The organism is Micromonospora sp. NPDC007271 (assembly GCF_040634005.1).
Lineage (GTDB): Bacteria > Actinomycetota > Actinomycetes > Mycobacteriales > Micromonosporaceae > Micromonospora.
In genome coordinates this window covers 1-24,546 of the sequence record NZ_JBEYER010000075.1, presented here as the reverse complement: position 1 = coordinate 24,546, position 24,546 = coordinate 1, and the positions used below count along the sequence as shown (strand labels likewise).

General features: G+C 73.8%; 17 protein-coding genes. 11 read left to right on the top strand and 6 right to left on the bottom strand.

Features of this window, described 5'->3' with window-relative positions; genetic code table 11:
• Positions 1–25: 25 nt before the first annotated feature.
• The 3 genes from larB to ABZ570_RS24065 are packed head-to-tail and all read left to right on the top strand — an operon-like array spanning position 26 to position 3,403.
• Positions 26–718 (top strand): nickel pincer cofactor biosynthesis protein LarB, encoded by a 693-nt coding sequence (gene larB / locus ABZ570_RS24075; protein WP_358067721.1) that lies wholly within the window; start codon positions 26–28, stop codon positions 716–718.
• Entirely contained in the window at positions 711–2,132 is a 1,422-nt protein-coding gene (gene larC, locus ABZ570_RS24070; RefSeq protein ID WP_358067718.1) for a nickel pincer cofactor biosynthesis protein LarC, read from the top strand. The genes larB and larC overlap by 8 nt, the downstream gene beginning before the upstream one ends.
• Positions 2,129–3,403 (top strand): nucleotide disphospho-sugar-binding domain-containing protein, encoded by a 1,275-nt coding sequence (locus ABZ570_RS24065; RefSeq protein ID WP_358067715.1) that lies wholly within the window; start codon positions 2,129–2,131, stop codon positions 3,401–3,403. Before larC ends, ABZ570_RS24065 begins: the two co-directional genes overlap by 4 nt.
• 67 nt (positions 3,404–3,470) lie before the next feature.
• Here the strand turns inward: ABZ570_RS24065 and ABZ570_RS24060 are convergent, their stop codons facing one another.
• From ABZ570_RS24060 to ABZ570_RS24045, 4 genes are all read right to left on the bottom strand, one after another.
• Positions 3,471–3,797, bottom strand: coding sequence for a nuclear transport factor 2 family protein (locus ABZ570_RS24060; protein WP_358067712.1), 327 nt, complete (start codon positions 3,795–3,797; stop codon positions 3,471–3,473).
• A gap of 194 nt (positions 3,798–3,991) precedes the next feature.
• The gene (locus tag ABZ570_RS24055) at positions 3,992–4,546 is read right to left on the bottom strand and encodes an AAA family ATPase (RefSeq protein ID WP_358067709.1); all 555 of its coding nucleotides are present in this window, start codon (positions 4,544–4,546) and stop codon (positions 3,992–3,994) included.
• A gap of 78 nt (positions 4,547–4,624) precedes the next feature.
• Positions 4,625–5,560: a hypothetical protein gene (locus ABZ570_RS24050; RefSeq protein WP_358067706.1), complete on the bottom strand. Its 936-nt coding sequence runs from the start codon at positions 5,558–5,560 to the stop codon at positions 4,625–4,627.
• Between the two features lie 87 nt (positions 5,561–5,647).
• A complete protein-coding gene (locus ABZ570_RS24045) occupies positions 5,648–6,472 on the bottom strand; it encodes an alpha/beta hydrolase (RefSeq protein WP_358067703.1) in 825 nt (274 codons plus the stop codon).
• Positions 6,473–6,602: 130 nt separating this feature from the next.
• Between ABZ570_RS24045 and ABZ570_RS24040 the strand changes: the two genes are divergently transcribed.
• Complete coding sequence (locus ABZ570_RS24040) at positions 6,603–7,580, top strand: sigma-70 family RNA polymerase sigma factor (RefSeq protein WP_358067700.1); 978 nt, start codon at positions 6,603–6,605, stop codon at positions 7,578–7,580.
• On the opposite strand, the gene ABZ570_RS24035 is transcribed toward ABZ570_RS24040, so the two are convergent.
• Positions 7,491–7,991, bottom strand: coding sequence for an STAS domain-containing protein (locus tag ABZ570_RS24035; protein ID WP_358067698.1), 501 nt, complete (start codon positions 7,989–7,991; stop codon positions 7,491–7,493). The genes ABZ570_RS24040 and ABZ570_RS24035 overlap by 90 nt on opposite strands.
• 132 nt (positions 7,992–8,123) lie before the next feature.
• On the opposite strand from ABZ570_RS24035, the gene ABZ570_RS24030 reads away from it, so the two are divergent.
• The 6 genes from ABZ570_RS24030 to pabB all read left to right on the top strand — a co-directional run bounded on the left by ABZ570_RS24030 (position 8,124) and on the right by pabB (position 16,953).
• Positions 8,124–9,524 carry a hypothetical protein gene (locus ABZ570_RS24030; RefSeq protein ID WP_358067695.1) on the top strand — a complete coding sequence of 467 codons (1,401 nt, stop codon included), beginning with the start codon at positions 8,124–8,126 and terminating at the stop codon, positions 9,522–9,524.
• A gap of 66 nt (positions 9,525–9,590) precedes the next feature.
• Complete coding sequence (locus ABZ570_RS24025; protein WP_358067692.1) at positions 9,591–10,835, top strand: MoxR family ATPase; 1,245 nt, start codon at positions 9,591–9,593, stop codon at positions 10,833–10,835.
• Positions 10,832–12,082 carry a VWA-like domain-containing protein gene (locus ABZ570_RS24020; RefSeq protein ID WP_358067689.1) on the top strand — a complete coding sequence of 417 codons (1,251 nt, stop codon included), beginning with the start codon at positions 10,832–10,834 and terminating at the stop codon, positions 12,080–12,082. Before ABZ570_RS24025 ends, ABZ570_RS24020 begins: the two co-directional genes overlap by 4 nt.
• Positions 12,083–12,215: 133 nt before the next feature.
• The gene (locus ABZ570_RS24015) at positions 12,216–13,007 is read left to right on the top strand and encodes an aminotransferase class IV (RefSeq protein ID WP_358067686.1); all 792 of its coding nucleotides are present in this window, start codon (positions 12,216–12,218) and stop codon (positions 13,005–13,007) included.
• Between the two features lie 569 nt (positions 13,008–13,576).
• Positions 13,577–14,821, top strand: a complete 1,245-nt coding sequence (locus ABZ570_RS24010) for a 3-deoxy-7-phosphoheptulonate synthase (protein WP_358067683.1) — start codon at positions 13,577–13,579, stop codon at positions 14,819–14,821.
• Positions 14,809–16,953, top strand: a complete 2,145-nt coding sequence (pabB, locus tag ABZ570_RS24005) for an aminodeoxychorismate synthase component I (RefSeq protein WP_358067680.1) — start codon at positions 14,809–14,811, stop codon at positions 16,951–16,953. Before ABZ570_RS24010 ends, pabB begins: the two co-directional genes overlap by 13 nt.
• Here the strand turns inward: pabB and ABZ570_RS24000 are convergent.
• A complete protein-coding gene (locus ABZ570_RS24000; protein ID WP_358067677.1) occupies positions 16,950–18,506 on the bottom strand; it encodes an AMP-binding protein in 1,557 nt (518 codons plus the stop codon). The genes pabB and ABZ570_RS24000 overlap by 4 nt on opposite strands.
• 231 nt (positions 18,507–18,737) lie before the next feature.
• On the opposite strand from ABZ570_RS24000, the gene ABZ570_RS23995 reads away from it, so the two are divergent.
• On the top strand, positions 18,738–24,546 hold a 5,809-nt coding region (locus tag ABZ570_RS23995), incomplete at its 3' end, for an amino acid adenylation domain-containing protein (RefSeq protein WP_358067674.1).

The window sequence follows — 24,546 nt, the reverse complement described above, 5'->3', positions numbered from 1 at the left end:
GCCACCCTACCGGAAGGAGGTCAATGTGTCCGCACCGGAATTCATCGACCTGGGATTCGCGCGGCTCGACACCGATCGGATCACCCGCACCGGCGACCCGGAGGTGGTGTTCGGCGCGGGCAAGACCGCTACGCAGGTGGTCGCGGCCCTGCGCGCGCTGCGCGCGGCGCATCCGGACACTCCGGTGCTCGCCACCCGGCTCAGCGACGAGGCGCTGCACCGCTGCGCCGCCGAGTTCGGCGAATCCACGGTGGACGTGGCCGGCCGGCTCGTCGTCCTCGGTCCACCCCGGGCCGGCCACGGCCGGGTCGCCGTCGCCTGCGGCGGCACCAGCGACCTGCCCGTGGTCCGCGAGTGCGCGGCGACCGTCGCGGCGTTCGGGTCGGTGCCCGACGTGATCGTCGACGTCGGGGTGGCCGGCCTGCACCGCCTGCTCGGCGAGCGCGACCGGCTGGCCGGCGCCGACGTGGTGGTCGCCGTCGCCGGGATGGAAGCGGCCCTGCCGGCGGTGATCGGCGGCCTGATCGGCGTGCCACTCATCGCCGTGCCGACCAGCGTGGGCTACGGGTGGCACCTGGACGGCCTGACCGCCTGGCTCGGCATGCTGAACAGCTGCGCCCCCGGGGTGCTGACGGTCAACGTCGACAACGGCTTCGGGGCGGGCGTCGCCGCCGCCCGCATCGCCCGCCGCCGGCCCGGACAGGCCACCCATGGCTGAGCCGGGCACCGGGCCGCTGCCGACGGCCGACCGCGACGACGCCCCGCCACCGGCTCTGGCCGGCGGCCGTCCGCAGGTCGCGCCCGAGCCCGCCGGTGACGCGGCGCCGGAACCCGGCGCCGCCGTCTGGATCGACCCCGGCAACGGCGCGGCCGGGGACATGCTGCTCGCCGCCCTGCTCGACGCCGGCGCCGATCTGGCCGCCGTCCGGGCCGGCGTCGACCGGCTCGGCGTGGAGCCCGTCGACCTTCGGGCACGCGAGGTGCGCCGGCACGGCCTGCGGGCCACACAACTGCTGGTCACGGCGCCGGACACCGGCACCCACCGGGGCTTCGCCGAGATCACCGCCCGGATCGCCGCGGCCGGCCTGCCCCGGGCGGTCGAGGCCTTCGCGGTGGCCGCCTTCCGCCGGCTCGCCGAGGCGGAGGCCCGGGTGCACGGCGTACCCGTCGCCGAGATCCACTTCCACGAGGTCGGCGCCCTCGACGCGATCGTCGACCTGGTCGGCTGCGGCCTCGCCCTCGCCGACCTGGACCTGCTCGACGCGCCGATCAGGATGGTCGGCCCAGTGGCGGTCGGGTCGGGCACGGTCCGCACGGCGCACGGGCCACTGCCGGTGCCGGTGCCGGCCGTGCTGGAGATCCTCACCGCGGCCGGCGCGCCGATCGCCGCCCACCCCGCCCGGATGGAGCTCTGCACCCCCTCCGGCGCCGCGCTGCTGGCCACGGTGGCGACCGGTTGGGGGCCGCCGCCAACGCTGGTGCCGCGCGCCGTCGGCGTCGGTGCCGGGTCGCGCGACCCGGCCGGGCACCCCAACGTGCTGCGGGTACTCGTCGGGACGGGCACCGCCCCGGCCGCGGCGGCCCGGCGGTGGCGGGATGTCCCCCTGCACCGGGTGGACAGCACCGTCGACGACCTCGACCCGCGGATCTGGCCAGACCTGCTCGACGCGCTGCGGGCCGCCGGCGCGGCCGACGCCTGGTGCACCCCGGTGCTGATGCGCAAGGGGCGCCCCGGCCAGCAGGTCAGCGTGCTCACCGGCGAGCAGGAACTCGACCTGGTCTGCCACCTGCTCTTCACCCACACCACGACGCTCGGGGTGCGGATCTCCAGTGTCCAGCGCCGGCAGTTGCGGCGGGACCAGGTGGAAGTGCCGTACGCCGGGCGGACCGTGCGGGTCAAACGCGGCTATCTCGGCGACGAGGTGGTGACCGTGCAGCCGGAGTACGACGACGCGCTGGCCGCCGCGCGGCACGCCGGCGTCCCGGTCGACCGGGTCCTGGCCCGGGCACGCCAGGCGGCCGAGACCGCGACCGCCCCCGACACCACGCCCGTTCCCGCCGTCACGCCCGTTCCCGCCGTCACGCCCGTTCCCGCACCACGGCCGGCCCGGGAGGACGGACCGGTCCGGTGATCTGCCTGATGCCGCACTGCGGCTTCCTCTCCTCCACCTCCCGGATGCTGGAGATCTACCACGCGCTGCGGCACCGGCGGGTGCCCGCCCGGATCGCCACCCACGGCGGCACCTACGAGCGGGTGCTGCGCGAGGTCGGCGTCCCGTACGACCAGGTGGGCCCGCGGATGACCGAGAGCCGGTGCGCCCGGTTCATCCGCGACGAGATCGGCATGGGCTTCGTCGGCCAGAGCATGTACACCGACGACGAGCTGCGCCAGTACGTCCGCGCCGAGGTCGCCTACTTCCGGCGGCACCGGGTCCGGGTGGTGGTCACCGGCTTCACCCTCACCACCCTGCTCTCCACCCGGCTCGCCGGAGCGCACCTGGTCACCGAGCACGCCGGCTGCTGGGTGCCGCCGACGTACGAGCGGGGACTGCTGCCGGCCCCGTCGCAGCGGCGGTTCTCCTTCCTCCCGGCCGGCCTGCTGCGCCGCCTCTCGAACACGCTGCCCAACCGGGTCCCCTTCTACTGCGGCGGGTTCAACCGGGTGGCGGCCGAACTCGGCGCGCCCCGGGTGCCGAGCCTCGCCGCGCTCGTCCTCGGCGACCTGACCCTGGTGCCCGAGGTACCGGAGGTCCTCGGCATCCCGGCCGAGGAACTGGCGGCGTGGCACCCGCGCGGCCGGCCCGGCTACCGCCCGCAGACGCGGCTGCGCTACAGCGGGCCGCTCTACGCCCGACTCGACGTCGCCATGCCACCCCGGGTCGCCGAGTTCCTGCGCCGGCCCGACCCGATCGTCTACGTGGCGCTCAACTCCACCGAGCCGGAGCTGGTCCGCAAGGTCGTCGGCGCGGTCCGCGCACTGTCGGTCCGGGTGCTGGTCGCCGCCACCGCCCACGACCTGGCCGACCTGGACGACGGCGAGCAGGTCGTGGTCGGCGGGGTGCTGCCCAGCCACCGCGTGATGCCGGCGGTGCGGTTGGCGATCACCGCCGGAGGGCAGGGCAGCGTCCAGACCGCGATGGCCGCCGGGACGCCGGTGCTGGGCATCCCGTTGCAGCCCGAGCAGGATCTCAACCTGGCTCTGCTGGAACGGGTCGGTGCCGCGCGCCTGATGCCGCTGCGACACGCGGCGACGAGCCGGATGACCGCCGTGGCCGGTCAGATGCTCGCCGACGACTCCTACCGCCGGGCGGCGGCCCGGATCCGCGCCGCCTACGACCGTACGGACGGGCCGGGGAACGCGGCCGAGGCGATCCTCGACCTGCTGGAGCGGCGACCGGCGTAGGGGAGCGGTGGCGGGGACGCGTCCTCCGGCGGGCCGACTCAGCGGTAGTCGTTCTCCTTCAGCTCGATCACCAGGCCCGGCGCTCAGCGATCTTGCCGTCGCGCATGAGGAACACCTCGGCCATCGACATGCGCATCTCGCCGCCCACGGCGCGCTTCGCCGTGCCGGTCAGCTCCGCCATGACGACGTCGCCCTGCTCGACCATGCGTACGACCTCCAGTTCGGGAGGGTCGATGAATACGGGCGCCCCGTCGATGGCCTCCTTGCCGGACAGGCGGAAGGCACCGAAGACGGTCCACTCGATGTCGTCGGTCAGACAGGACAGGATCTGTTCGTGATCGTTCTTGCGGAAGCCGTCCAGGTAGGTGTTGACGGTCTCGAGGTTCCGCGACATGTCTGCTCGCTCCTCTCGGCAAGGAGTCCATGGTGGGGCCGGGGCGCTGCGCGGGCCCAGGCCGTTGACCACCTCAGCATGTCGCAGACGGTCGTCCTCAACGGACCTTCCCACGCCGGTGGCGTCCCCGGAACTCCGGGCGGTCGGCCTGGCCGTCCGGGTCACCGCGTCGCTTCGCCAAGAACCACGGCCGCTCATCGTCCGGCGTTCACGAAGGCAAGGATCTCGTCGAGTCCAGGACGGTAGCCGTCGCTGGTGTCCACCTCGATCTCGGGCACGTCGAGCCGGACGGGCTGGAAGCCGTGGTGGCCGACGGCGTGGGTCTGAAGATCGCCGAGGTACGCGTCGGCGTGGGCCCGCCGGATCAGGTCCTCCTCCTGCCGTCGCTGGATGCGGTCGAAGGCCCGCTGCGCGGCGACCTGGCAGTGCACGACCCGAATGTCGGCAATCGCGATCAACGGCTGGAGGCCGGGGCGCCAGAGGCGGTCCTGGAAAGCTGCCTCGGCGACCGTGGTGACACCTGCGGCCAGGAGCAGCTGCAGCACCTTGAAGAACGTCGGCAGGGTCCGAAGGGTCAACTCGTCGCTCGGTGTGGCGGTGAAGCCGCCGACCGCGTGGACCATGCCCTCCTTGATCTCGTCCCGGCAGATCGCCGGACAGCCGATCCGGCGGGCGAGCAGGTGGGCGAGTGTCGTCTTGCCAGCCCCCGACGGTCCGCTGACGACGACAAGGGTCGGCAGTGTTCTCATCACGTCGTTATAGCGCGGCCGGACGCGTGGCACGGCGCTCGGTAGGGATCAGCTCTGGGCGGTGACGGTCCAGGCCCATCACCCGGTCGCCCGCTCGTCAGCCCACCGGCGGCCCGAGTCCTCAGGGGCATCCGGTTGCAGGGTGCCGTCCACCAGACCAGCGAAGAGCGACTCGAACAACCTATCCGGGTCCACGGCCGCCCGGCCTGCGCGCCTCTCGCTGGCAGCCTCGTACGCGACTCGCACCTCGACGGCCCGGCGCGCCAACGCCGCCACGTCCACCCCGGTGCGGTACAACGATGCCCACAGCTCCTCTTCGAGCGCGATCGCCGCCCCCTCCCACGGCTGCGCCGGCTCCGGCATCTCCCCGTCCTCCTCCTCGGCCTGCCGGTACACCGCCCGCGACCGCGCCCGGGTCGCCAGGCCCATAAAGTCGGTGATCAGGGTGAACGGCCGACGATCAATCGGGAACGCCCACGGCAGCGTCCGACCGATCCGGGCCACCCCGAGCGCCTTAACCAGGTCGAACACCAGATCGTCCGCCGGCTTCCAGGCCGCGCTCCGGTCATCGGTGAGCACGGCGCGCAACGCCGAGCCGTCCGCCCGCAGACCGGCAGAGGCAGACCATTCAGTCAGGTCCGCGACCACCTCGTCGACTCCGCGGCCGACGGGCGCCGGCATGCCCTCCGGCTGATGCCGATACACCCCGCACGGCCCACCGAGGTCCCACAGGTGGGTCAGCGGCCCCACCGCGCCCGGCGTCGCCGCGCACATCACCGCGCAGTCACCATCGCTGACGTACGCGGCAAAGACGGGATGCCCTGTCGACGCCGCCACCGCCTGGCACGGGGCGAGCAGGTCCGGCGGATCCTGCCATCCGCTGGTCTCCACCAGCTGCCACCGGTCGCCCAGTTCGCGCAGCCAATGATGCTGGTGGCCGAACCCACCAATGCCGTCCTGCTCGGCCAGCAGCCCCTGCGGCCGCGCCACCACGACCGTGCCCCAGTAACCCACCAGCCGCAGCCTAGGCCAGCGCTGGTCGCGCGTCCCGACCCGCGACCTGCCCGGCGGCTCAGGGCCGCCGGGCGGCGCAGCAGCAGCTCATTCCTGCTTGTCGAGGAAGGCGAGCGTGACGGCGGCGAAGAGCGGGGAGACGGCGATGTCGTAGTGGGTCAGCCCGGGCAGGATGGCCAGCGCGTGGCCCCCCTTCGGCCGGCTCTCGCCGGCCCAGCCGCCGTCGCGCAGCCCGCCGTCGAGCAGCTTGAAGACCTCGACGTAGTGGCTCGGCGGTGCCATGTCCGCGTCGGCGGCGACGATCAGCGTCGGCACCTGCAGGCCGCGGACCTCCTCGGTGTAGTCGAAGTCCTTCGCCATCGCCTCACCGATCTTGTCCAGCAGCCGGGGGAAGTCCTCGGGCCGCGGGGCGACCCGCTGGTAGAGCTCGTACATCGGGGTGTCCTTCATGAACTCGGCGGCCGCCCCGCTGACCTGGCCCTGCTGCTGGAGCATCTCCGGGTAGATGGCGTCGCGGCGGATGTTGGCCGACGCCGAGACCAGGCGGCCCACCCGGTGCGGATACCTGATCGCGACCTGGAGTGCGACCCCGCCACCGAGGGAGTAGCCGACGACGTCGGGCCGCTCCAGCCCGAGGTGGTCGATGAGTGCGGCGACGTCGTCGGCCATCAGCGCCACGTCGAGCGGCCGGTCGATGTCGGCCGTCCGGCCGTGCCCCTGCAGGTCGACCACGACGACCTGGTGGTGGTCGGTCAGCGCGGGCAGAATGGGCGCGAACATCTCGCCCGAGCAGAGACCTCCGTGCAGCAGGATCATCGGGCGTCCAGTGCCGTGCGTCTCGTAGTACAGGTTGATGCCGTTGACCTCGGCGTACTGCCCCAAGCCGGCGGCGCTCCACTGCGTGGCGGTCATGACGTGCTCCTCACGGGTTCTTCTCGAACTGACGCCGGTACTGACCAGCCGGGCCGCGGAAACTCATCGGTGCCGGCGAGGCGAGTTTCGAGACGCCCGTACCGGAGGATGCTCGACTAGGTTGGGCCAGGTGAGTGATGTGGCGACCAGTGTTTCTGTGGAGGCGCAGCTCGAGGCGTACCGGTCGGAGCTGACCGGCTACTGCTACCGGATGCTGGGGTCCGTCTTCGAGGCCGAGGACGCCGTGCAGGACACCTTCGTGCGGGCCTGGCGCGGCTTCGACCGGTTCGAAGGCCGGTCCGCGCTGCGGTCCTGGCTGTACCGGATCGCGACCAACGTGTGCCTGACGATGCTGTCTAGCGCCCAGCGGCGGGTCCTGCCGATGGATCTCGGCCCGGCCGGGTCCGGCCGCGCCACCGAGCCGGGAGAGCCGCGCCCCGACGAGATCTGGGTGGGCCCGGCGCCGGACAGCCGGGTGCTGCCGGAGAACAGCGACCCGGCCACCGTGGTCGCCGAGCGCGAGTCCGTCCGGCTGGCGTTCGTCGCGGCGCTGCAGCACCTGCCGCCGCGGCAGCGGGCCGTGCTGATCCTGCGCGAGGTGCTGGCCTGGTCGGCGCAGGAGGTGGCCGAGCTGCTCGACACCTCGGTGGCGAGCGTCAACAGCGCCCTGCAGCGGGCCCGGGCCACCCTCGCGGCGGCCGACACCGCCGCGGACGTGTACAAGCCGCTGGACGACGAGCAGAAGGCGCTGCTCGCGCGCTATGTGAAGGCCTTCGAGGCGTACGACCTCGAGGCGCTCACCACGCTGCTGCACGAGGACGTGACCCTGTCGATGCCGCCGCTGCCGCTGTGGCTGCGCGGCCACGACGACATCCACGCCTGGATGGCCGGTACGGGCAGCGGCTGCCGCGGATCGCGTCTGGTGCCGGTCGTGGCCAACGGCATGCCGGCGTTCGGGCAGTACCGGCCCAGCTCCACCGGCTCGGGGCACGACCCGTGGGCCCTGATCGTGCTGGAGCTATCCGCCGGGCGGATCGCGGCGATCACCAACTTCCTCGACACCGCCCGCCTCTTCCCGTTGTTCGGTCTGCCGGCTCGACTCGGGTAGCGCGTCGGCCAGGCCGAGCAGGCCGACGAGTCGCAGCAGGCCGGGATCGGCTCCCCGGATGACCAGCTGCCGGCCGTGCCGCCGCGCGGTCAACCGCAGCCGGGCCAGCGCCTCGACGGTCACCAAATCGGGCCGGTGCACGCCGCCCACGTCGCAGCTGACGATGCCCGGACCACGGCCACGCAGCAGCTCGGCGAGCTCGGCGCACAGGATGGGGATGTCCGCGCGGGTCACCGCCGCGCGGACAACGAAGGAGATCCGGGAGGCCGCCACCCGGATAGGACCGCCCGCCGCCGCGAAACTCATCGCGCTCCAGATGAATTCGGTACGACGCACGGGTCTGCCGGGCATGAACATTCGACGGACACCGCGTTCCGTCGGCGCGCCCGGAGTTGCCGTGCCGCCCGCCATGGTCACGGCCTCCGCCTAGTACGTTGCGCCCGCCCGCCAACATCCTGGCGAAGCTCGCGGCGGGGCGCTATGCTCCGCCGCGATGAACTCCTCTCTCAGATTGGGGGTCCGGTTCGCGCAAGGTGAGTGCTGATGCGCTCCCCGGCCGCGAATGCGGATTCTCGCCTTTCCCTCTGGCGGTGGGTGCGCGAGTACGCCGTGCCGCCCTCCATGATCGAAGCCGCGACCGCTCGTCGTCACGTCGGTGACTGGGCCGGTGCGTGCGCGGCCGCGCGCATCGACGTCGACCTGGACCTACGCGCCATGGCTCGCCGCCACGGCCGGGAACTGGCCGCCCGGCTGCGGGCCGATCTCCGGCACCTCGCGCCGGACCTGCTGCGCTGGCACCTGCCGAGGATCGCCCCTGACGGGCTGCTGCGCCCGGGTCTGACCGTCTCGCTGGCCCGGTACGGCCTGGCGGAACACGACGATGCCGAGCCGGTGCATCTGGTTGCCCGGACGCCACCGGCCTGGGCGGATGCGGGCCAGCGGATCAGCCTGACGCTGTGGGCCGGCTCCCGCGACGAGGGCGACCGCCCGCATCCGCATCCACGTCCCGATCGTCGGTTCCGCCTCGACCTGCACCGCCACCTGTGGGACGTGCGAAGAGCCGACGAACTGCGGAGCCGGTCGGGCGCCCAACAGCTGCCCCCCGACGACGCCGCCGCGATGCGCCCCGATCCGCCATGGGACGCGCTGCGGGAATGCGGCTACGCGGTGCACCGGTGGGCGGCCGAAGCGGCGTTGCTGCTTCACGCCGAGGGCCGGACCAGCGGTGCCGTGGTGGTGCGGCTCGGGCCTCGACGTCGTCTGGTCCTGGACGTCGCTCGGTCCGGAGCGGACCTGCCGTCGCCCGTGGCGCGGATCGCCGGGGCGCCGCGGGCTGGCCGTGTCGCCGGGCTGCCGGTGCTGCCCGACGCGGCGGCCTGGACGGCACCCGACCTGGAGCTGCTGCGCCACGGGCTGATCGAGGTCGACCGGCTTCACCCGCTGGTGGCGTCGGCGCTCGCGCCCGGTCACCCGGTGGCCGGCGCCCCGGCGTCCCCGGGCCCGGCGGCAGCGCCCCGTCTCGTGGCCTGCCGGGGCGCCTGGCACCGCATCGGTCTGGTGAACGGCACGCTCACGCCGCTGGACCACGACCCGGCGGAAATCCGCCGGGAGGAACTGCTGGCCGCGCTGACCGGCACCCCGCTGCCCTGCCTGCGGGCGGTCGGCGAGGCGCAACGCCGACCGGAGTGCCTGCCCGACATCCGCGCCCGCCTGGACCACGGGGACACCGCAGGCGCGCTGGCCGCTGTCGAAGCCCTGCTCGGACCCGATGCGCTCCTGCCCGGTGGGGACCTGCGGGAGGAACTGGAGAACGCCGCGTCGCGGCGGATCACGTACGGCTTGTTCCGAGCCGGGCTGATCGGACCGGGACCTGCCGCCTGCTCTAGGGACTGGCGGCCCAAGCGTGACCGCCGCTCCCACCCACGTCACGCGATCGCCCGCTGACCAGCGGGATCTACACCCATGCCCGGCTCCAGGGCCGGCCCACCACGACCGCACAGGTGATCTCAGATGCCTTCCACCCGTACCTCAATCGAGTCCGCCGGGGTGCCGCAGCTCGACCTCGCCGCCGAACTGCTGGCGCTGCTTTCCAACACCACCACCGAGACCCGCCCCGACCCGCAGTTGGAGGCGTTGACCCTGGCCGTGGCGGCCGACCTGCCGGTGCTGCTGTGGGGCGAGCCGGGAATCGGCAAGACCGCCGCGCTGACGCAGCTCGCCGCATCCCTGGACCTGCCGCTCACGACCGTCATCGCCAGCGTCCACGAGCCGTCCGACTTCGCGGGGCTGCCGGTCGTCGGCGACGACCCGGCGACCCAGGGCGTCCCGATGGCGCCGCCGGACTGGGCCGTGCGCCTGGTACGCGCCGGTCGCGGACTGTTGTTCCTGGACGAACTGTCGACCGCCCCGCCGGCCGTGCAGGCCGCCCTGCTCCGGCTCGTGCTCGAGCGGCGAGTCGGCAGCCTGCTCCTGCCGGCCGGGGTCCGGATCGTGGCCGCCGCCAATCCACGATCATCGGCGGCGGACGGCTGGGAGCTGAGCCCGCCGCTGGCCAACCGCTTCGTCCACCTGCAGTGGACCCGCGACCACGAGACTGTCGTACGCGGTCTGGGCGGGACCTGGCCCCGGGCGGCCCTGCCCCGGCTCGATCCGCAGCGGCTGTCGGAGGCCGTCGCCCTCGCCCGTCGTGCGGTGTGCGGGCTCCTGTCGGCCCGCCCGGGGCTCGTGCACCGACTGCCCACCGGTGAGGCCGGCCGCGGTGGGCCGTGGCCGTCGCCCCGCAGCTGGGAGATGACCCTGCGCCTGATCGCCTTCGCGACCGCGGCCGACGCCTCCCGGGATGTCCTGTCGATGCTGGTCAGAGGCACCGTGGGCGACGGGCCGGGGCTGGAGTTGCTGGCCAGCCTGGACCGGATGGATCTGCCGGACCCCGAGGTGCTGCTCGCCGATCCGGCCGCCGCCGTGCTGCCCGAGCGGGGCGATCTGCGCCAGGCCGTCCTGGACGGTGTGGTGGAGGCGGTGCGCCGGCGCCCGGAGCGGTCCCGCTGGGACGCGGCCTGGGCCGTGCTGGTCCGGGCGTTGGAGACGAGCGCCCCGGACCTGGTGGTCGTGCCCGCGTCCACCCTCGCCCGGCTGCGCCAGGACGACTGGGCGGTGCCCGCGTCGATCGAGCGGCTCGCCGGGGTGGTGTCCCTGTCGCGGCGGGCCGACCGAACGGCGGCCCGGGTGGCGGCGGTCGCGGGGACCGGCCGATGAGCACCGACCACGCCGGGACGCTGGACCGGGACAAGCTTTTCACCGCCCGACTGCACGCCGCGCGGGTCCGGCCCTACCTGGCGACGGCGCTGTTCGCCCTGCACGTGGTGGAGTCGCGGCGGGTGCCCACGATGGCGGTGGACCCACACTGGCGGTGCTACGTCTCGCCGGTGTTCGTGGACCGGACACCCGTGGAGGAACTCGCCGGAGTCTGGGTGCACGAGGTGTCGCACCTGCTGCGTGACCACCACGGGCGCGGCGACCGGGTCGCGCGGGAACGGGGGCTGACCGGGCCCGGGGAGCGGCTGCGGATGAACATCGCCGCGGACTGCGAGATCAACGACGATGTCTTCGGCGATGGGCTGGCCCGCCCGGAGGGCGCGGTCGAGCCGAGGTCCCTGCAGCTGCCGGAGGGGCAGCTGATGGAGGACTACCTGCGGCAGTTCCGCCTCGGGCCGCGTACCCAGCATCTGGCCTGGCTGGACTGCGGCAGCGGTGCCGACGGGCTGGAGCGGGAGTGGGACCTCGGACCGGCGGGCGCGCACGCCCTCAGCCCGCAGGAACGGGACGCGGTGCGGTTCCGGGTGGCCGAGGGCATCACCGGCCGGCCGGGACACGTCCCGCAGGGCTGGCGGCGATGGGCGGAGCAGGCGTTCCATCCACCGCAGCCGTGGCGCGAACTTCTCGGAGCGGCGGTCCGCTCGGCAGTCTCCGCGCCCGGGGTGGGCGAGGACTACACCTACGGTCGGCCGTCGCGGCGCTCCGCCGGCATACCCGGCGTCGTCCTGCCGGCGCTGCGGCGCCGGCCCCCGCGGGTCTGCGTCATCATCGACACGTCCGGCTCGGTCAGCGACGCCGAACTCGGCAGTGCCCTGCTCGAGGTCGCCGCGATCTCCCGGGCCGTGGCCGGTCGCCGCGACCTGGTCACCGTGCTGCCGTGCGACGCGGCGGCCCAGGTGGTACGCCCGCTGTGCCGGGCCGAGGACATCCCGCTGGTCGGCGGCGGGGGTACAGACCTGCGTACCGGTTTCGCCCGGGCCCTGCGAGACCGGCCGTGCCCGGACGTCATCGTCGTGCTGACCGACGGGCAGACGCCCTGGCCGACCTCACGGCCACCCTGCCGCACGGTCGTGGGATTGTTCCCTCGCCACGCCAGGTGGAGCGAGAACGACCCCGACTACGTGCCGGACACACCACCCGAGTGGGCGCGGGTAGTCACCATCGGGTCCGCCCCCGCCGCTCGGTGAGCGCCAATCAGCCGAGTCGGATGGTGCCGAGTAGGCCAGCCCGCGTTGGTGATCGGCTCGTGTCGGTCCGACGAGGCAACCCCAGGCCCGGCTCCGCCCAGCGGGCCGCCGGCGCGGGTGCCAGGATGGGGCGGTGTTGGAGCTCGACGGCCGGCCCGCGACGGCCGACGATCTGGCGGCGCTGGCGCTGGTCAACTACGGGCACTTCACCACGGTCCGGCTGGAGCGGGGTGGGGTGCGCGGGCTGGGCCTGCACCTCGACCGGCTGGTCCGCGACTGCGCGGCGCTGTTCGGCGTGCGCCTCGACGTCGACCGGGTGCGCGGGCTGGCCCGACGCCTGGCCGCCCGGGTGGACCCGCCGGCGATGCTGCGGATCACCGTGTTCGACCCGGATCTCACGGTCGTCCGCCCCGGCGCGCAGGCACGGCCCCGGGTGCTGGTCAGCGTGCGGCCGGCCGAGCCGCCGGCGTCGTCCCCGGTGCGCCTGCATGCGGTGTGCCATCAGCGGGACCTGCCGGAGGTCAAGCATGTCGGCCTGTTCGGCGCGGTGCGCCAGCGTCGCCTGGCTCAGCGCGCCGGCTTCGACGACGTGCTCTTCGTCGAGCCGGACGGGCGGGTCAGCGAGGGGGCCACCTGGAACATCGGCTTCGTCGTGGCCGGCGAGGTGTGGTGGCCCGAGGCGGACTGCCTGCCCGGGGTCACCGCCCGCCTGGTCGACGGGGTGCTCGCGGGGATCGGCAGGCCGGTGCGCCGGGAGCCGATCCGGCTCGGTGGCCTGCCCGTCGGGTGCGCGGCCTTCGTCACCAGTGCCGGCGTCGGTATCCGGCCGGTGGCGGCGATCGACGACCGCTCGCTCGCCGTCGAGCCGGCGCTGCTCGAGCGGCTGCGGGCCGGCTACGAGGCGATTCGACCCGAGCCCTTCTGACCGCTCGTCGAAGGCAGGGACTTCGGCGGTGACACCAATGTGGACAGGGCCGGATTGTTGCCCCGGCAAAGTCGTCTCTGTCAACCACTCTATCGGTTGCCGTGTATGGACCTCTGTGACAATCTGGCTTGAGTCGAAGGGCTGACGTTGTCATACCCGACCATCCGCGGCGGTCGGACCGGGGCGTCGTCAGCGAAGGACTCCGGAAGTGGAAACGGTGGAAAACAGCATGTCGACCATCCCGATCCTGACCCCGAGAAACCCTTCTGCCCGGCCTGGCCGGCCGCCCGCTCACCTGCGCCCCGGCCGGTGAGTCCGGCCGCTCGCTGATCCAACCCGCCGAGAGGCGGTATCCGGACCTCCATCCGTCCGGCCCGGCCGGGCCGAGCCGGACGAGACTCCAGCGCCGTCGTCGCCACCGGCCCGCGTCGCGCGGCCCGTGTCACGTCGTCCCGAGGGAGAAACCGTGATGTCACCATGCCTTTCGCCGCCGCCGGTCGAGGACCGGCGGCGGCGCGCTCCCCGGTCCGTGGCGGCCCCGCCGCGGTCCCGTCGGCAGGCTCTCGCCCATGGGTGACGCGGCCCGCCCCAGAGCCCTGACACCGCCGGCGGCGCCTCCGCCGCCAGGCCTGCCGCAGCAGCCGCCGTGGCCGGTCCGGGACCGCATCGACGCGGTCCGCTGCGAGCTGGCGCGCCGGCCCGGGCTGGTCACCGAGGACGAGTGCGCCGACCTGGCCGCGGTCCTCGCCCTGGCCTGGACCGGTACGCAGGTCCTGCACGCCGGGGACTGCGCGGAACGGTTCGCCGACAGCTCGCCTGGAACGGTGGCCGGGAAGGTGGCCCAGCTCGACGCCCTCGCCGAACTGCTGCGGAGCCCCACCGGCCGGCCCGCCGTGCGGATCGGACGGCTGGCCGGCCAGTACGGCAAGCCGCGGTCGTCCGCCTGGGAGACCCTGCCGAACGGGCGGCGGCTGCCGGCCTACCGGGGCGACGCGGTCAACGACCCCGCGCCCGAGCCGGGGGCCCGCCGGCCCGATCCCCGGCGGCTGCTCGCCGCCTACCGGCACAGCGGGCGAACCCTCGCCGGCCTGCGCGACGCCTGGGCGGGCCGCCCGAAGCCGGAACGGGTCTACGCCTCGCACGAGGCGCTGCTGCTGGACTACGAGGAGCCGCTGGTCCGCACGGGCTGGCAGCGCTACTCCGCCTCCGGGCATCTGCTGTGGGTCGGCGACCGCACCCGGCAACTGGGCGGCCCGCACGTGGCGTTGCTCGCCTCGATCAGCAACCCGGTGGCCGTCAAGGTCGGCCCGGGCATGCTGCCGGAGGAGATCGCCGCCCTCTGCCGGGTCCTCAACCCGGACCGGGTGCCCGGGCGGCTCACCCTGATCGCCCGATTGGGCGCCAGCCGCGTCCACGCGCTGCTCCCGCCGCTGGTGGCGGCCGTGGCCGCCACCGGCGTACCGGTGCTCTGGCTGTGCGACCCCATGCACGGCAACACCGTCCGCACCCGGGACGGTGTGAAGACCCGGCCGATCGAGTGGATCGAGCAGGAGGTGGCCGGGTTCGTCGCGGTGTTGCGGTCCGCGGGTGTCGCGCCCAACGGGCTGCACCTGGAGATCACCGCGGACGAGGTGACGGAGTGCTACGCCGGGCCGGCCGCTCGGGCCTGCGCCGCCCGGTTGCCCAGGTACCGCTCGGCGTGCGATCCCCGGCTCGACGCCGAGCAGGCCCGGCAGATCGTGGCCGGGTACGCCGGCCTCCTCGGCACGGCGCGGCAGGACAGTGGACGGGAGGTCACCGGATGCGGACGCTGATCATCGACAACTACGACTCGTTCACCTACAACCTGTTCCACTACGTAGCCGAGGTGACCGGCGCCGAGCCGACGGTGATCCCCAACGACGACCCCCGCTGGCAGCCGGAGTGGCTGGACGAGTTCGACAACGTCCTGCTCTCGCCCGGCCCGGGCCGCCCGGAACGGCACCGCGACTTCGGGCTCTGCCGCGAGGTCTTCGAGGCGGGCCGGCTGCCCGTGCTCGGGGTCTGCCTGGGGCACCAGGGGCTGTGTCACCTGCTCGGCGGCCGGGTGGCCGCGGCCCCGGAACCCCGGCACGGCCGCCTCTCCCGGGTCCACCACGACGGCAGTGAACTGTTCGCCGGCATCCCGTCACCGTTCCAGGTGGTGCGGTACCACTCGCTGGCCGTGGACCGGCTGCCGCCGTCACTGATCGCCTCGGCAAGGTCCGAGGACGGCGTGCTGATGGCGGTCCGGCACCGGCAGCGACCGGTCTGGGGGGTGCAGTTCCACCCGGAGTCGATCCGTACCGAACACGGGCGGCGGCTGCTGGCGAACTTTGACGAGGCGACGCGGCGGTGGCGCGCCGAGCACCCGCGCCGGATCGCGCCCGCCCGCCGGCCGCGCCGGACATCGGAGCCGCCGGCTGTCCCGGCCGGGCCGCGGCACCGGACCCTGGTCCGCCGGCTGCGGCTGGCGGTGGACACCGAGGTGCTCTTCGACGCGCTGTTCCGCGGCAGTGAGTACGCGTTCTGGCTGGACAGCAACCAGCGCGGCGGCGCGTACGGGGATGGGATCTCGATCCTCGGCGACGCCGCCGGGCCGCTGGCCCGGGTCGCCCGGGCCGACGTGGCCGGCGGGACCGTGACGGTGACCGGCGCCGACGGGGAGCGGACTCACCCCGGCCCGTTCCTCGACTGGCTCGACGCCGACCTGCGGGAGCATCGGGCGGAGCCGGAGATGGCGCTGCCCTTCGACTTCGCCCTCGGCTGGGTCGGTTACCTCGGCTACGAGTTGAAGGCCGAGTGCGGCGCGCGGCTCGCGCACCGCGCGCCGACTCCCGACGCCATGCTGGTCTTCGCCGACCGCGCGGTGGTGGTGGACCACCGCGACGGCTCGGTCTGGCTGCTCGCCCTCGCCCGTGGCGACGACACCGCGGCGGCCCGCCGCTGGCAGGACGAGACGGCCGAGCGGGTGCGGGCGCTGGCCGGCCGGTCGCTGCCGCCGGCCGCGCCCCGGCTGCCCGAGCCGGTCCGGCATCCGGTGCAGCTGCGCCACCACCGGGAGGAGTACCTCGAGCTGATCGCGGCCTGCCAGCGCGCGATCGTCGCCGGGGAAACCTACGAGGTCTGCCTGACCAACATGCTCACCGTACGGGGGCAGTTGCCGTCCTGGCCGGTCTACCGGGCGCTGCGCCGGGCCACCCCCGCGCCGTTCGCGGCGTTCCTCGAGTTCGGCGACGTGGCGGTGCTCAGCTCCTCCCCGGAACGGTTCCTCCGGATCACCGCGGCCGGGGTGGCGGAGTCCAAACCGATCAAGGGCACCCGCCCGCGCGGACGCTCCGGCGCCGAGGATGCGGCGCTGCGCGCGGACCTGCTGGACAACGAGAAGGACCAGGCGGAGAACCTGATGATCGTCGACCTGGTCCGCAACGACCTCGGGCGGGTCGCCGAGGTCGGCACGGTGTCGGTGCCGGACCTGTTCGTGGTGGAGAGCTATGCCACCGTCCACCAGCTGGTCAGCACCGTGCGGGCGCGGCTGCGCCCGGACCGTACGGCGGTGGACTGTGTCCGGGCGGCCTTCCCGGGCGGCTCCATGACGGGCGCGCCGAAGCTGCGCACGATGGAGATCATCGACGAGTTGGAGGCCGGTCCACGGGGGATCTACTCCGGAGCGCTCGGCTACTTCTCGCTGACCGGGGCGGTCGACCTCAGCATGGTGATCCGCACTCTGGTGGTCGCCGGGGAGCAGGCGTACTACGGCGTGGGCGGGGCGATCATCGCGCTGTCCGACGCGGCCGCCGAGTTCGAGGAGACGGCCGTCAAGGCCAGTGGGCTGATGAGGGTCCTCGGCTTGGAGTTCCCGCAGCGGGTGCCCGAGCCGGCCGGCAGCGCCGCCGGCCGGCCGGGCGGGGACGTGGCGTCGTGCTAGCCGAGCCGTTCGAGGCCGCGGCGCAGCACGAAGCGCCGCAGCTTGCCGGTCGGGGTGCGGGGCAGCGCGGCGACGAACTCCACGCTGCGCGGCACCTTGTACGTCGCCAGCCGGGAGCGGACCAGCCCGATCAGCTCGTCCGCCAGCCCCGGCACGGTCGCCGGGTCTACCGCGCAGACCACGTACGCCCGCAGCCGGGTGGCACCCCGGTCGTCCGGCACGGCGGCGACGCCGACCTCCCGCACCAGCGGGTGGGTGAGCAGCAGCCGCTCCACCTCGACCGGGGACATGGTGATGCCGCCGACCAGTTCCAGGTCGTCCAGCCGGCCGCCGTGCCGGTACCGGCCGTCGGGCAGCCGGGTCACCCGGTCGCCGGTGCGCAGCCAGCCGCCCACCAGCACCCGGGCGGTCTCCTCCGGCCGGTCCAGGTAGCCGGCCAGCAGGGTCGGCCCGCGTACCCACAGCTCGCCCTCGGCGGGACCGGCCAACGGCCGGCCGGAGCTGTCGCAGACCCGCAGCTCGTAGCCGGGCAGGGGGCGGCCGATGGTGCCGGACTGGTTGTCGTCGAGCCGGTTGGCGCAGCACGCGCCGCCGATCTCGGTGGACCCCAGCTCGTCCAGGACCGGCGCGCCGAGCAGTGCGGTGGCCCGCTCGCCCAGCGGCGGGGCCAGCGGCTCGCCCGCCGACACCGCGACCCGTACGCTGCGGAACGGCTCCGGGTCGGTCACCTCGGCCACCAGGTTCGCGTACGCGGACGGGACGGCGTGCAGCACGGTGACCCGGTGGCGTTCGATCAGGTCGGCCACGAGCGCGGGGCCGGGGCGCTGCGCGGTGAGCACCGCCGCCGACCCGGAGTGCAGCGGGTAGACCAGCGAGTTGCCCAGGCCGTACGCGAAGAAGAGCTTCGAGACGGAGAAGCTGACGTCCTCGGGCCGCAGCCGCAGCATCGCCTCGCCGACCGCCCGATGGTAGTGCGGGAAGTCGGCGTGCCGGTGCACGGCACCCTTGGGCTGGCCGGTGGTGCCCGAGGTGTACTGGATGTAGAGCGGCGTGCGGTCGTCGACCGGGTGGGCCGGGGCCGGCGTGGCGTCGCGAGTGGACGCCCCGAGCTGTTCCGGCCCGACCAGCACGGCCGGGTCGAAATGGTCGGCCGCCGCCGCGTCGGCGATGACGGCCACCGGCCGGCAGTCGGCCACCAGCGTGGCGTGCTCGCCGACGGTGAGGGCCGGGTTGACCGGCACCACCACCGCGCCGAGCCGGGCCACGGCCAGGAAGCAGCCGACCCACTCGGCCCGGTCGGGCAGCGCCAGCAGCACCCGGTCGCCGGGGCGCACGCCCCGGTCGGCGAGGACGGTCGCGACCCGGGCCGCCCAGTCGTGCAGCTCGCCGTGGGTCCACGTGCCGGCGTCGTCCAGGTACGCCGGGCGGTCCCACCACCGCCGCCGCCTGGCCAGCCCGGCCAGCCTGGCGGCGACGTTGCGGTCCGGCGTCGCGGCGTCCGCGCCGGCGGGTCGGGTCGCGTCAACTTCGTACAGGTCCTGGGAATTTGGCATCGCGCTCCGTCCGATCAGTCGTCGACGGTGTTCGCGCCCGCGCCGACCGGCGGCGGGCACCGACCGAGTCGACGTACGTCCCGGGGCGTGGGCAGAACGGAACGTACGACAGCGGCAACCGGACGGCAACCGATCCGGCGGCCGGCGGGGAAGCGGTGATCCGCCGGTTTGGGCCGGGGACCGCCATGGAAAAAGGGATTCGACGAACGCTGATCTGGAGGCAACACACGTATGGACGCTGAGCGATTCGCCGCGATCTCCGGACAGGTGGGCCAGCAGGACCGTACGCTGGCCGCGCGGGAACCGGCCGAGCTGGAAACCGGCCGGCTGCTGGTCGGGCGGGCCTACCACGACGGCCCGTTGACCGCACTGGTCGAGTCGACCGGATCCACACCGCACGACGCCGCCGCCGTGGCGGCGCGGGTACGGGCGGCCTTCGTCACCGCGGGCGCCGTACCGCCGGAGGACGTGGCCCTGGTGCCGCCGGGCGCGCTGCCGTCGGACGTGGACGGTCCGCACGCTCCGCCGGCGGTGCTGACCGCCTATCGGCGCGGAGAACTGGACGTCCGGGCCGTGGACCGCCTCACTCCTCCAGCGCCGCTGTGGCGCCCCTCGCCGCCGCCGGTCATCCCCGGCGCGGCCATCCGCCCCGCCACGGTCGACGGCGGCCGGCCGGCGGCGGACCGCGGCGTCGCCGGCTCCCCGTCGCCGCTCGACGGCGAGCGCTCGTCGTCGCTGGACGAGCTGCGCGAGGACGTCGCTGACCTGCTCGGTGTCGACCCGGACGAGATCGGCCTTGAGGACGACCTGATCGAGCTCGGTATGGACTCGATCCGGGCTATGGACCTGGTCAACACCTGGCGCGCACGGGGCCTGGAGGTGAGCTTCGCCGACCTGATGGAGCGGCCGGTGCTCGGTGACTGGGCCCGGCTGCTGGCCCGAGCGGGCAACAGCGCCGCCGACCCGCGTATGGCCACGGGGAACGGTCCGGCGGCGGCCAACGGGACCCGTCCGGCCACAGCGGACGCCGGCGAGCCGTTCCCGCTGACGCCGGTGCAGCACGCCTACTGGATCGGGCGCCGCGACGATCAGCCGCTCGGCGGCGTGGGCTGCCACTTCTACCTGGAGTTGCACGGCGAGCGGGTCGACCCGGCGCGCCTGGAGACAGCGGTACGGTCCCTCTTCGCCCGCCACGGCATGCTGCGGGCGGTCTTCGACGACGACGGCCGGCAGCGCATCGAGCCCGAGAGCCGTTGGGCGGGGCTGACCGTGCACGACTTCTCCACGGTCGATGCCGCCGCGGCCCAGGCCGGGCTGGAGCGTGTCCGAGCCGGCCTGTCGCACCGGCGGCTGGCGGTCGAGCGCGGCGAGGTGCTGGACGTGCAGCTCTCCCTGCTGCCCGACGGGGCGACCACCGTGCACGTCAACACCGACCTGCTCGTGGCCGACGTGGCCAGCATCCGGATCGTGCTCACCGATCTGAGCCGGCTGTACGCCCGGGGCGGAGCCGACCTGCCCGCGCTGGGCTTCGACTTCGCCACCTACCTGGCCCGGCAGTCCGAGCGTCGGGCCGAGGCGCACCGCCGCGCCGCGGAGTACTGGCGGGAGCGGCTGCCGGAGCTGCCGGGCGCCCCGGCGCTGCCACTGGCCGTGGAGCCGGCCCGGCTGGGTCGGCCGCGGATCGAGCGGTACGAGCACCGGCTCTCCGCGCAGGAATGGGCGGCCCTGGCCGCGCACGCCCGGGAGCAGCGGGTGACCCTGCCGATGGCGCTCGCCACCGCCTTCGCCGAGGTCCTCGCGGCGTGGAGCGGCGAGCCGAGGTTCCTGCTGAACCTGCCGCTGTTCGACCGGGAGAACATCCATCCCGCCGTCGGCGCGATGGTCGCCGACTTCACCAACCTGATCCTGCTGGAGGTGGACGCCTCGACGCCGGAGAGCTTCGCCGACCGGGCCCGCCGGCTCCAGCAGCGCTTCCGCACCGACGTCCGGCACCGCGAGTACTCCGCCGTGGAGGTGCTGCGCGACCTCGCCCGCGCTAACCCGGAGACCACCACCTTCGCGCCGGTGGTCTTCACCAGCGCGATCGGCATGGGCGAGCTGATCGACGCCGAGGTCCGCGACGCCTTCGGCGACCCCGACTACATGCTCTCGCAGACCCCCCAGGCCTGGCTGGACCACCAGGTGGTCGAGTTGGGTGGTGGGTTGTTGCTGAATTGGGATGTGGTGTCGGGGTTGTTCCCGGTGGGTGTGGTGGAGGCGATGTTCTCCGCTTATGTGGGGGTGTTGTCGCGGCTGGTGGCGGGGGATTGGGCGGCTCCGGTGGGTGGTTTGTTGCCGGAGGGTCAGCGTCGGGTGCGGGCGTTGGTGAACGCGACCGAGGGCCCGGTGTCGGGTCGGTTGCTGCATGAGGGGTTCTTCGCTCGTGCGGTGGAGGCTCCGGATCGTCCGGCGCTGTTGTGGGGTTCGGGCTCGATGTCCTATGGGGAGTTGGCTGCTGCCGCGCTGCGGGTGGCGGGTGCGTTGACCGGTGCCGGGCTCACGGTCGGGGACGCGGTGGCGGTGACGTTGCCGAAGGGCCCGGAGCAGGTGGTGGCGGTGTTGGGGGTGTTGGCCGCCGGTGGGGTGTACGTGCCGGTGGGCGTGGACCAGCCACCCGTACGCAGGGAGCGGATCCTCGCCGGGGCGCGAGCGGGCTGGGTGCTGACCGACGAGGCCGGCGCCGGTTGGCCATGGCCGGACGGGGTGTCGGTGTTGCCGGTCGGCCGGGCGGCGGGGCACCCGCCGTTGGCCGAGCCGGTGCGTGTGGAGGACCAGGCGATCGCTTACGTGATTTTTACGTCGGGGTCGACGGGGGAGCCGAAGGGTGTGGAGGTGTCGCATCGGGCGGCGGTGAACACGGTCGAGGAGGTGAGTGCCCGGTTCGGGGTGGGGCCGCAGGATCGGGTGTTGGCGGTGTCGGCGTTGGATTTCGACCTGTCGGTCTACGACATTTTCGGGTTGTTGGCCGCGGGTGGGGCTCTCGTCGTGGTGCCGGAGTCGGGTCGGCGGGATCCGCGGGTGTGGGTGGAGTTGGCCCATGCGCATTCGGTGAGTGTGTGGAATTCGGTGCCGGCGTTGTTGGACATGGCGTTGACGGCCGCGGGTGAGCAGGGTCTGGGCGGCAGTCTGCGGTTGGTGCTCGTTTCCGGTGACTGGGTGGGTCTGGATCTGCCCGACCGGGTGCGGGCGGTGGCGTCGGGGTGCCGGTTCGTGGCTCTGGGTGGGGCGACGGAGGCGGCGATCTGGTCGAACGCCTGTGAGGTGGATGAGGTGCCGGCGGGCTGGCGGTCGGTGCCGTACGGGCGGCCGTTGCGGAATCAGTGTTATCGGGTGGTGGATGCGCGGGGTCGGGATTGTCCGGACTGGGTGCCGGGGGAGTTGTGGATCGGTGGGTTGGGGGTGGCCGAGGGGTATCGGGGTGCGCCGGAGTTGACCGGGCAGCGGTTCGTGACTCATGAGGGCAGGCGGTGGTATCGGACGGGGGATCTGGGTCGGTACTGGCCGGACGGGACGTTGGAGTTTTTGGGCCGGCGGGATCATCAGGTGAAGATCCGCGGGCATCGGATCGAACTCGGCGAGATCGAAACCGCCCTCACCCAACACCCGCAGGTGTCCCGGGCCGTCGCCGTCCGGCTCGACCTCAGCCCGGCCCGGCTCGCCGCCGCCGTGGTGCCCGTCGACGGCGCCGACCTGGGCGGTTCGGACGCGCTGACCGTGCTCCGGGAGTGGCTCGCCGACCGGCTGCCGTCGTACATGCTGCCGGACGCGGTGCTGGTGACCGCGACGCTGCCGCTGACCGCCAACGGCAAGGTCGACCAGGCCGCCCTCACCCGGGCGCTCACCGCCGCCGTCACCGACCAGACCGGAGAGTACGAGCCGCCACGCGGCGAGGTGGAACAGACCGTCGCCCGGCTCTGGGCCGAGCTGCTGGACGCCGAGCGGGTCGGCCGCACCGACAGCTTCTTCGCCCTCGGCGGGGACAGCCTGCTCGCCACCCGGCTCATCACCCAGCTGCGGGCCGAGGGCCTGCACGGCGCCGAACTCAGCGCCCTGTTCGCCAATCCGGTGCTGTCCGCCTTCGCCGCCGGGCTCATCCCAGGCGGGGCCGGCGCCGAGCCGGAGCAGCCTCGGCTCACCCCCGACCCCGAGCACCGGTACGACCCGTTCCCGCCGACGGACGTGCAGCGCGCGTACTGGATGGGACGGAACGAGGAGTTCACCCTCGGCGGGGTCGGCTGCCACTTCTACACCGAGCTGGATGGTGCGCGCGTCGACCTCGACCGGCTGGAGGAGGCCTGGAACCGGCTCATCGCCCGGCACGAGATGCTTCGCGCGGTCTTCGACGACGACGGCCGGCAGCGGATCCTTCCCGAGGTGCCCCGGCTGCGCATCCCCGTCACCGACGCCGCCCCCGGCGCCGAGCGGGAAGCCCTGGCCGGGCTGCGCGAGGCCATGTCGCACCAGCTCGTCTCCGCGACCGAGTGGCCGCTGTTCGACGTACGGGCCGTCCGCTACCGCGACCGGGTACGCATCGGCGTCAGCCTCGACAACATCATCCTGGACGCGCTCAGCTCCATGATCGTCTTCCGGGAGCTGGAACTGCTCTACGACGACCTCGACGCTCCACTGCCCCCGGTCGACATGTCCTTCCGCGACTACGTCACCAGCGTCCGGCCGGCGCCGGCCGCGCTGGCCAGGGCACGGGAGTACTGGCGCAACCGCCTCGACGACCTGCCCCCGGCACCGGCACTGCCGACCGCCGTCGAGCCGGCCCGGCTCGGCCGGCCCACCTTCGAGCGGCACGAGCACCAGCTCAGCCCACAGGAGTGGTCCGCACTGGCCGACGCCGCCCGCCGGCACGACCTGACCCCGTCCACCGTGCTCGCCACCGCCTTCGCCGAGGTACTCTCCGCCTGGTGCGGGCAGCAGGAGCTGACCGTCAACCTCACCCTCTTCGACCGGCGCGACGTGCACCCGGACATCAACAACGTGCTCGGTGACTTCACCTCGCTGCTGCTGGTCGCGTACCGGGCCCGGCCGGGGGAGAGCTTCCTGGAGACGGCCCGCCGCCTGCAGGAGCAGGTCTGGCGCGACCTGGAGCACAGCGAGGTCTCCGCAGTGGAGATCATGCGCGAGCTGGCCCGCCGGCAGGGCTCCGCCGAGGTCTCCATGCCGGTGGTGTTCACCAGCACCCTCGGGGTGACCGAGCGGGCCGCCGGCGGCAGTCCCCACCCGTACGCAGAGCGCGTCTGGGGCATCTCCCAGACCCCGCAGGTGTGGCTGGATCACCAGGTGGTCGAGTTGGGTGGGGGGTTGTTGCTGAATTGGGATGTGGTGTCGGGGTTGTTCCCGGTGGGTGTGGTGGAGGCGATGTTCTCCGCGTATGTGGGGGTGTTGTCGCGGTTGGTGGCGGGGGATTGGGCGGCTCCGGTGGATGGTTTGTTGCCGGAGGGTCAGCGTCGGGTGCGGGCGTTGGTGAACGCGACCGAGGGGCCGGTGTCGGGCCGGCTGCTGCATGAGGGCTTCTTCGACCGCGCGGCGGCGGAGCCGGATCGCCCGGCGCTGCTGTGGGACTCGGGCTGCATGTCCTATGGGGAGCTGAGGGCAGCGGCGTTGCGGGTGGCCGGCGCGCTGGCCGCCGCCGGAGTGGCTCCGGGCGATGCGGTGGCGGTGACGTTGCCGAAGGGTCCGGAGCAGGTGGTCGCGGTGCTCGGAGTGCTGGCCGCCGGCGGGTTGTACGTGCCGGTGGGCGTCGACCAGCCACCCGTACGCAGGGAGCGGATCCTCGCCGGGGCACGAGCGGGCTGGGCTCTGACCGACGAGACGGGCGCCAGTTGGTCGTGGCCCGACGGGGTGTCGGTGTTGCCGCTCGACCGGGCGGCCGGGCACCCGCCGTTGGCCCGGCCGGTGGAGGTCACCGATGGCGCGTTGGCGTATGTGATTTTCACGTCGGGGTCGACGGGGGAGCCGAAGGGTGTGGAGGTGTCGCATCGGGCGGCGG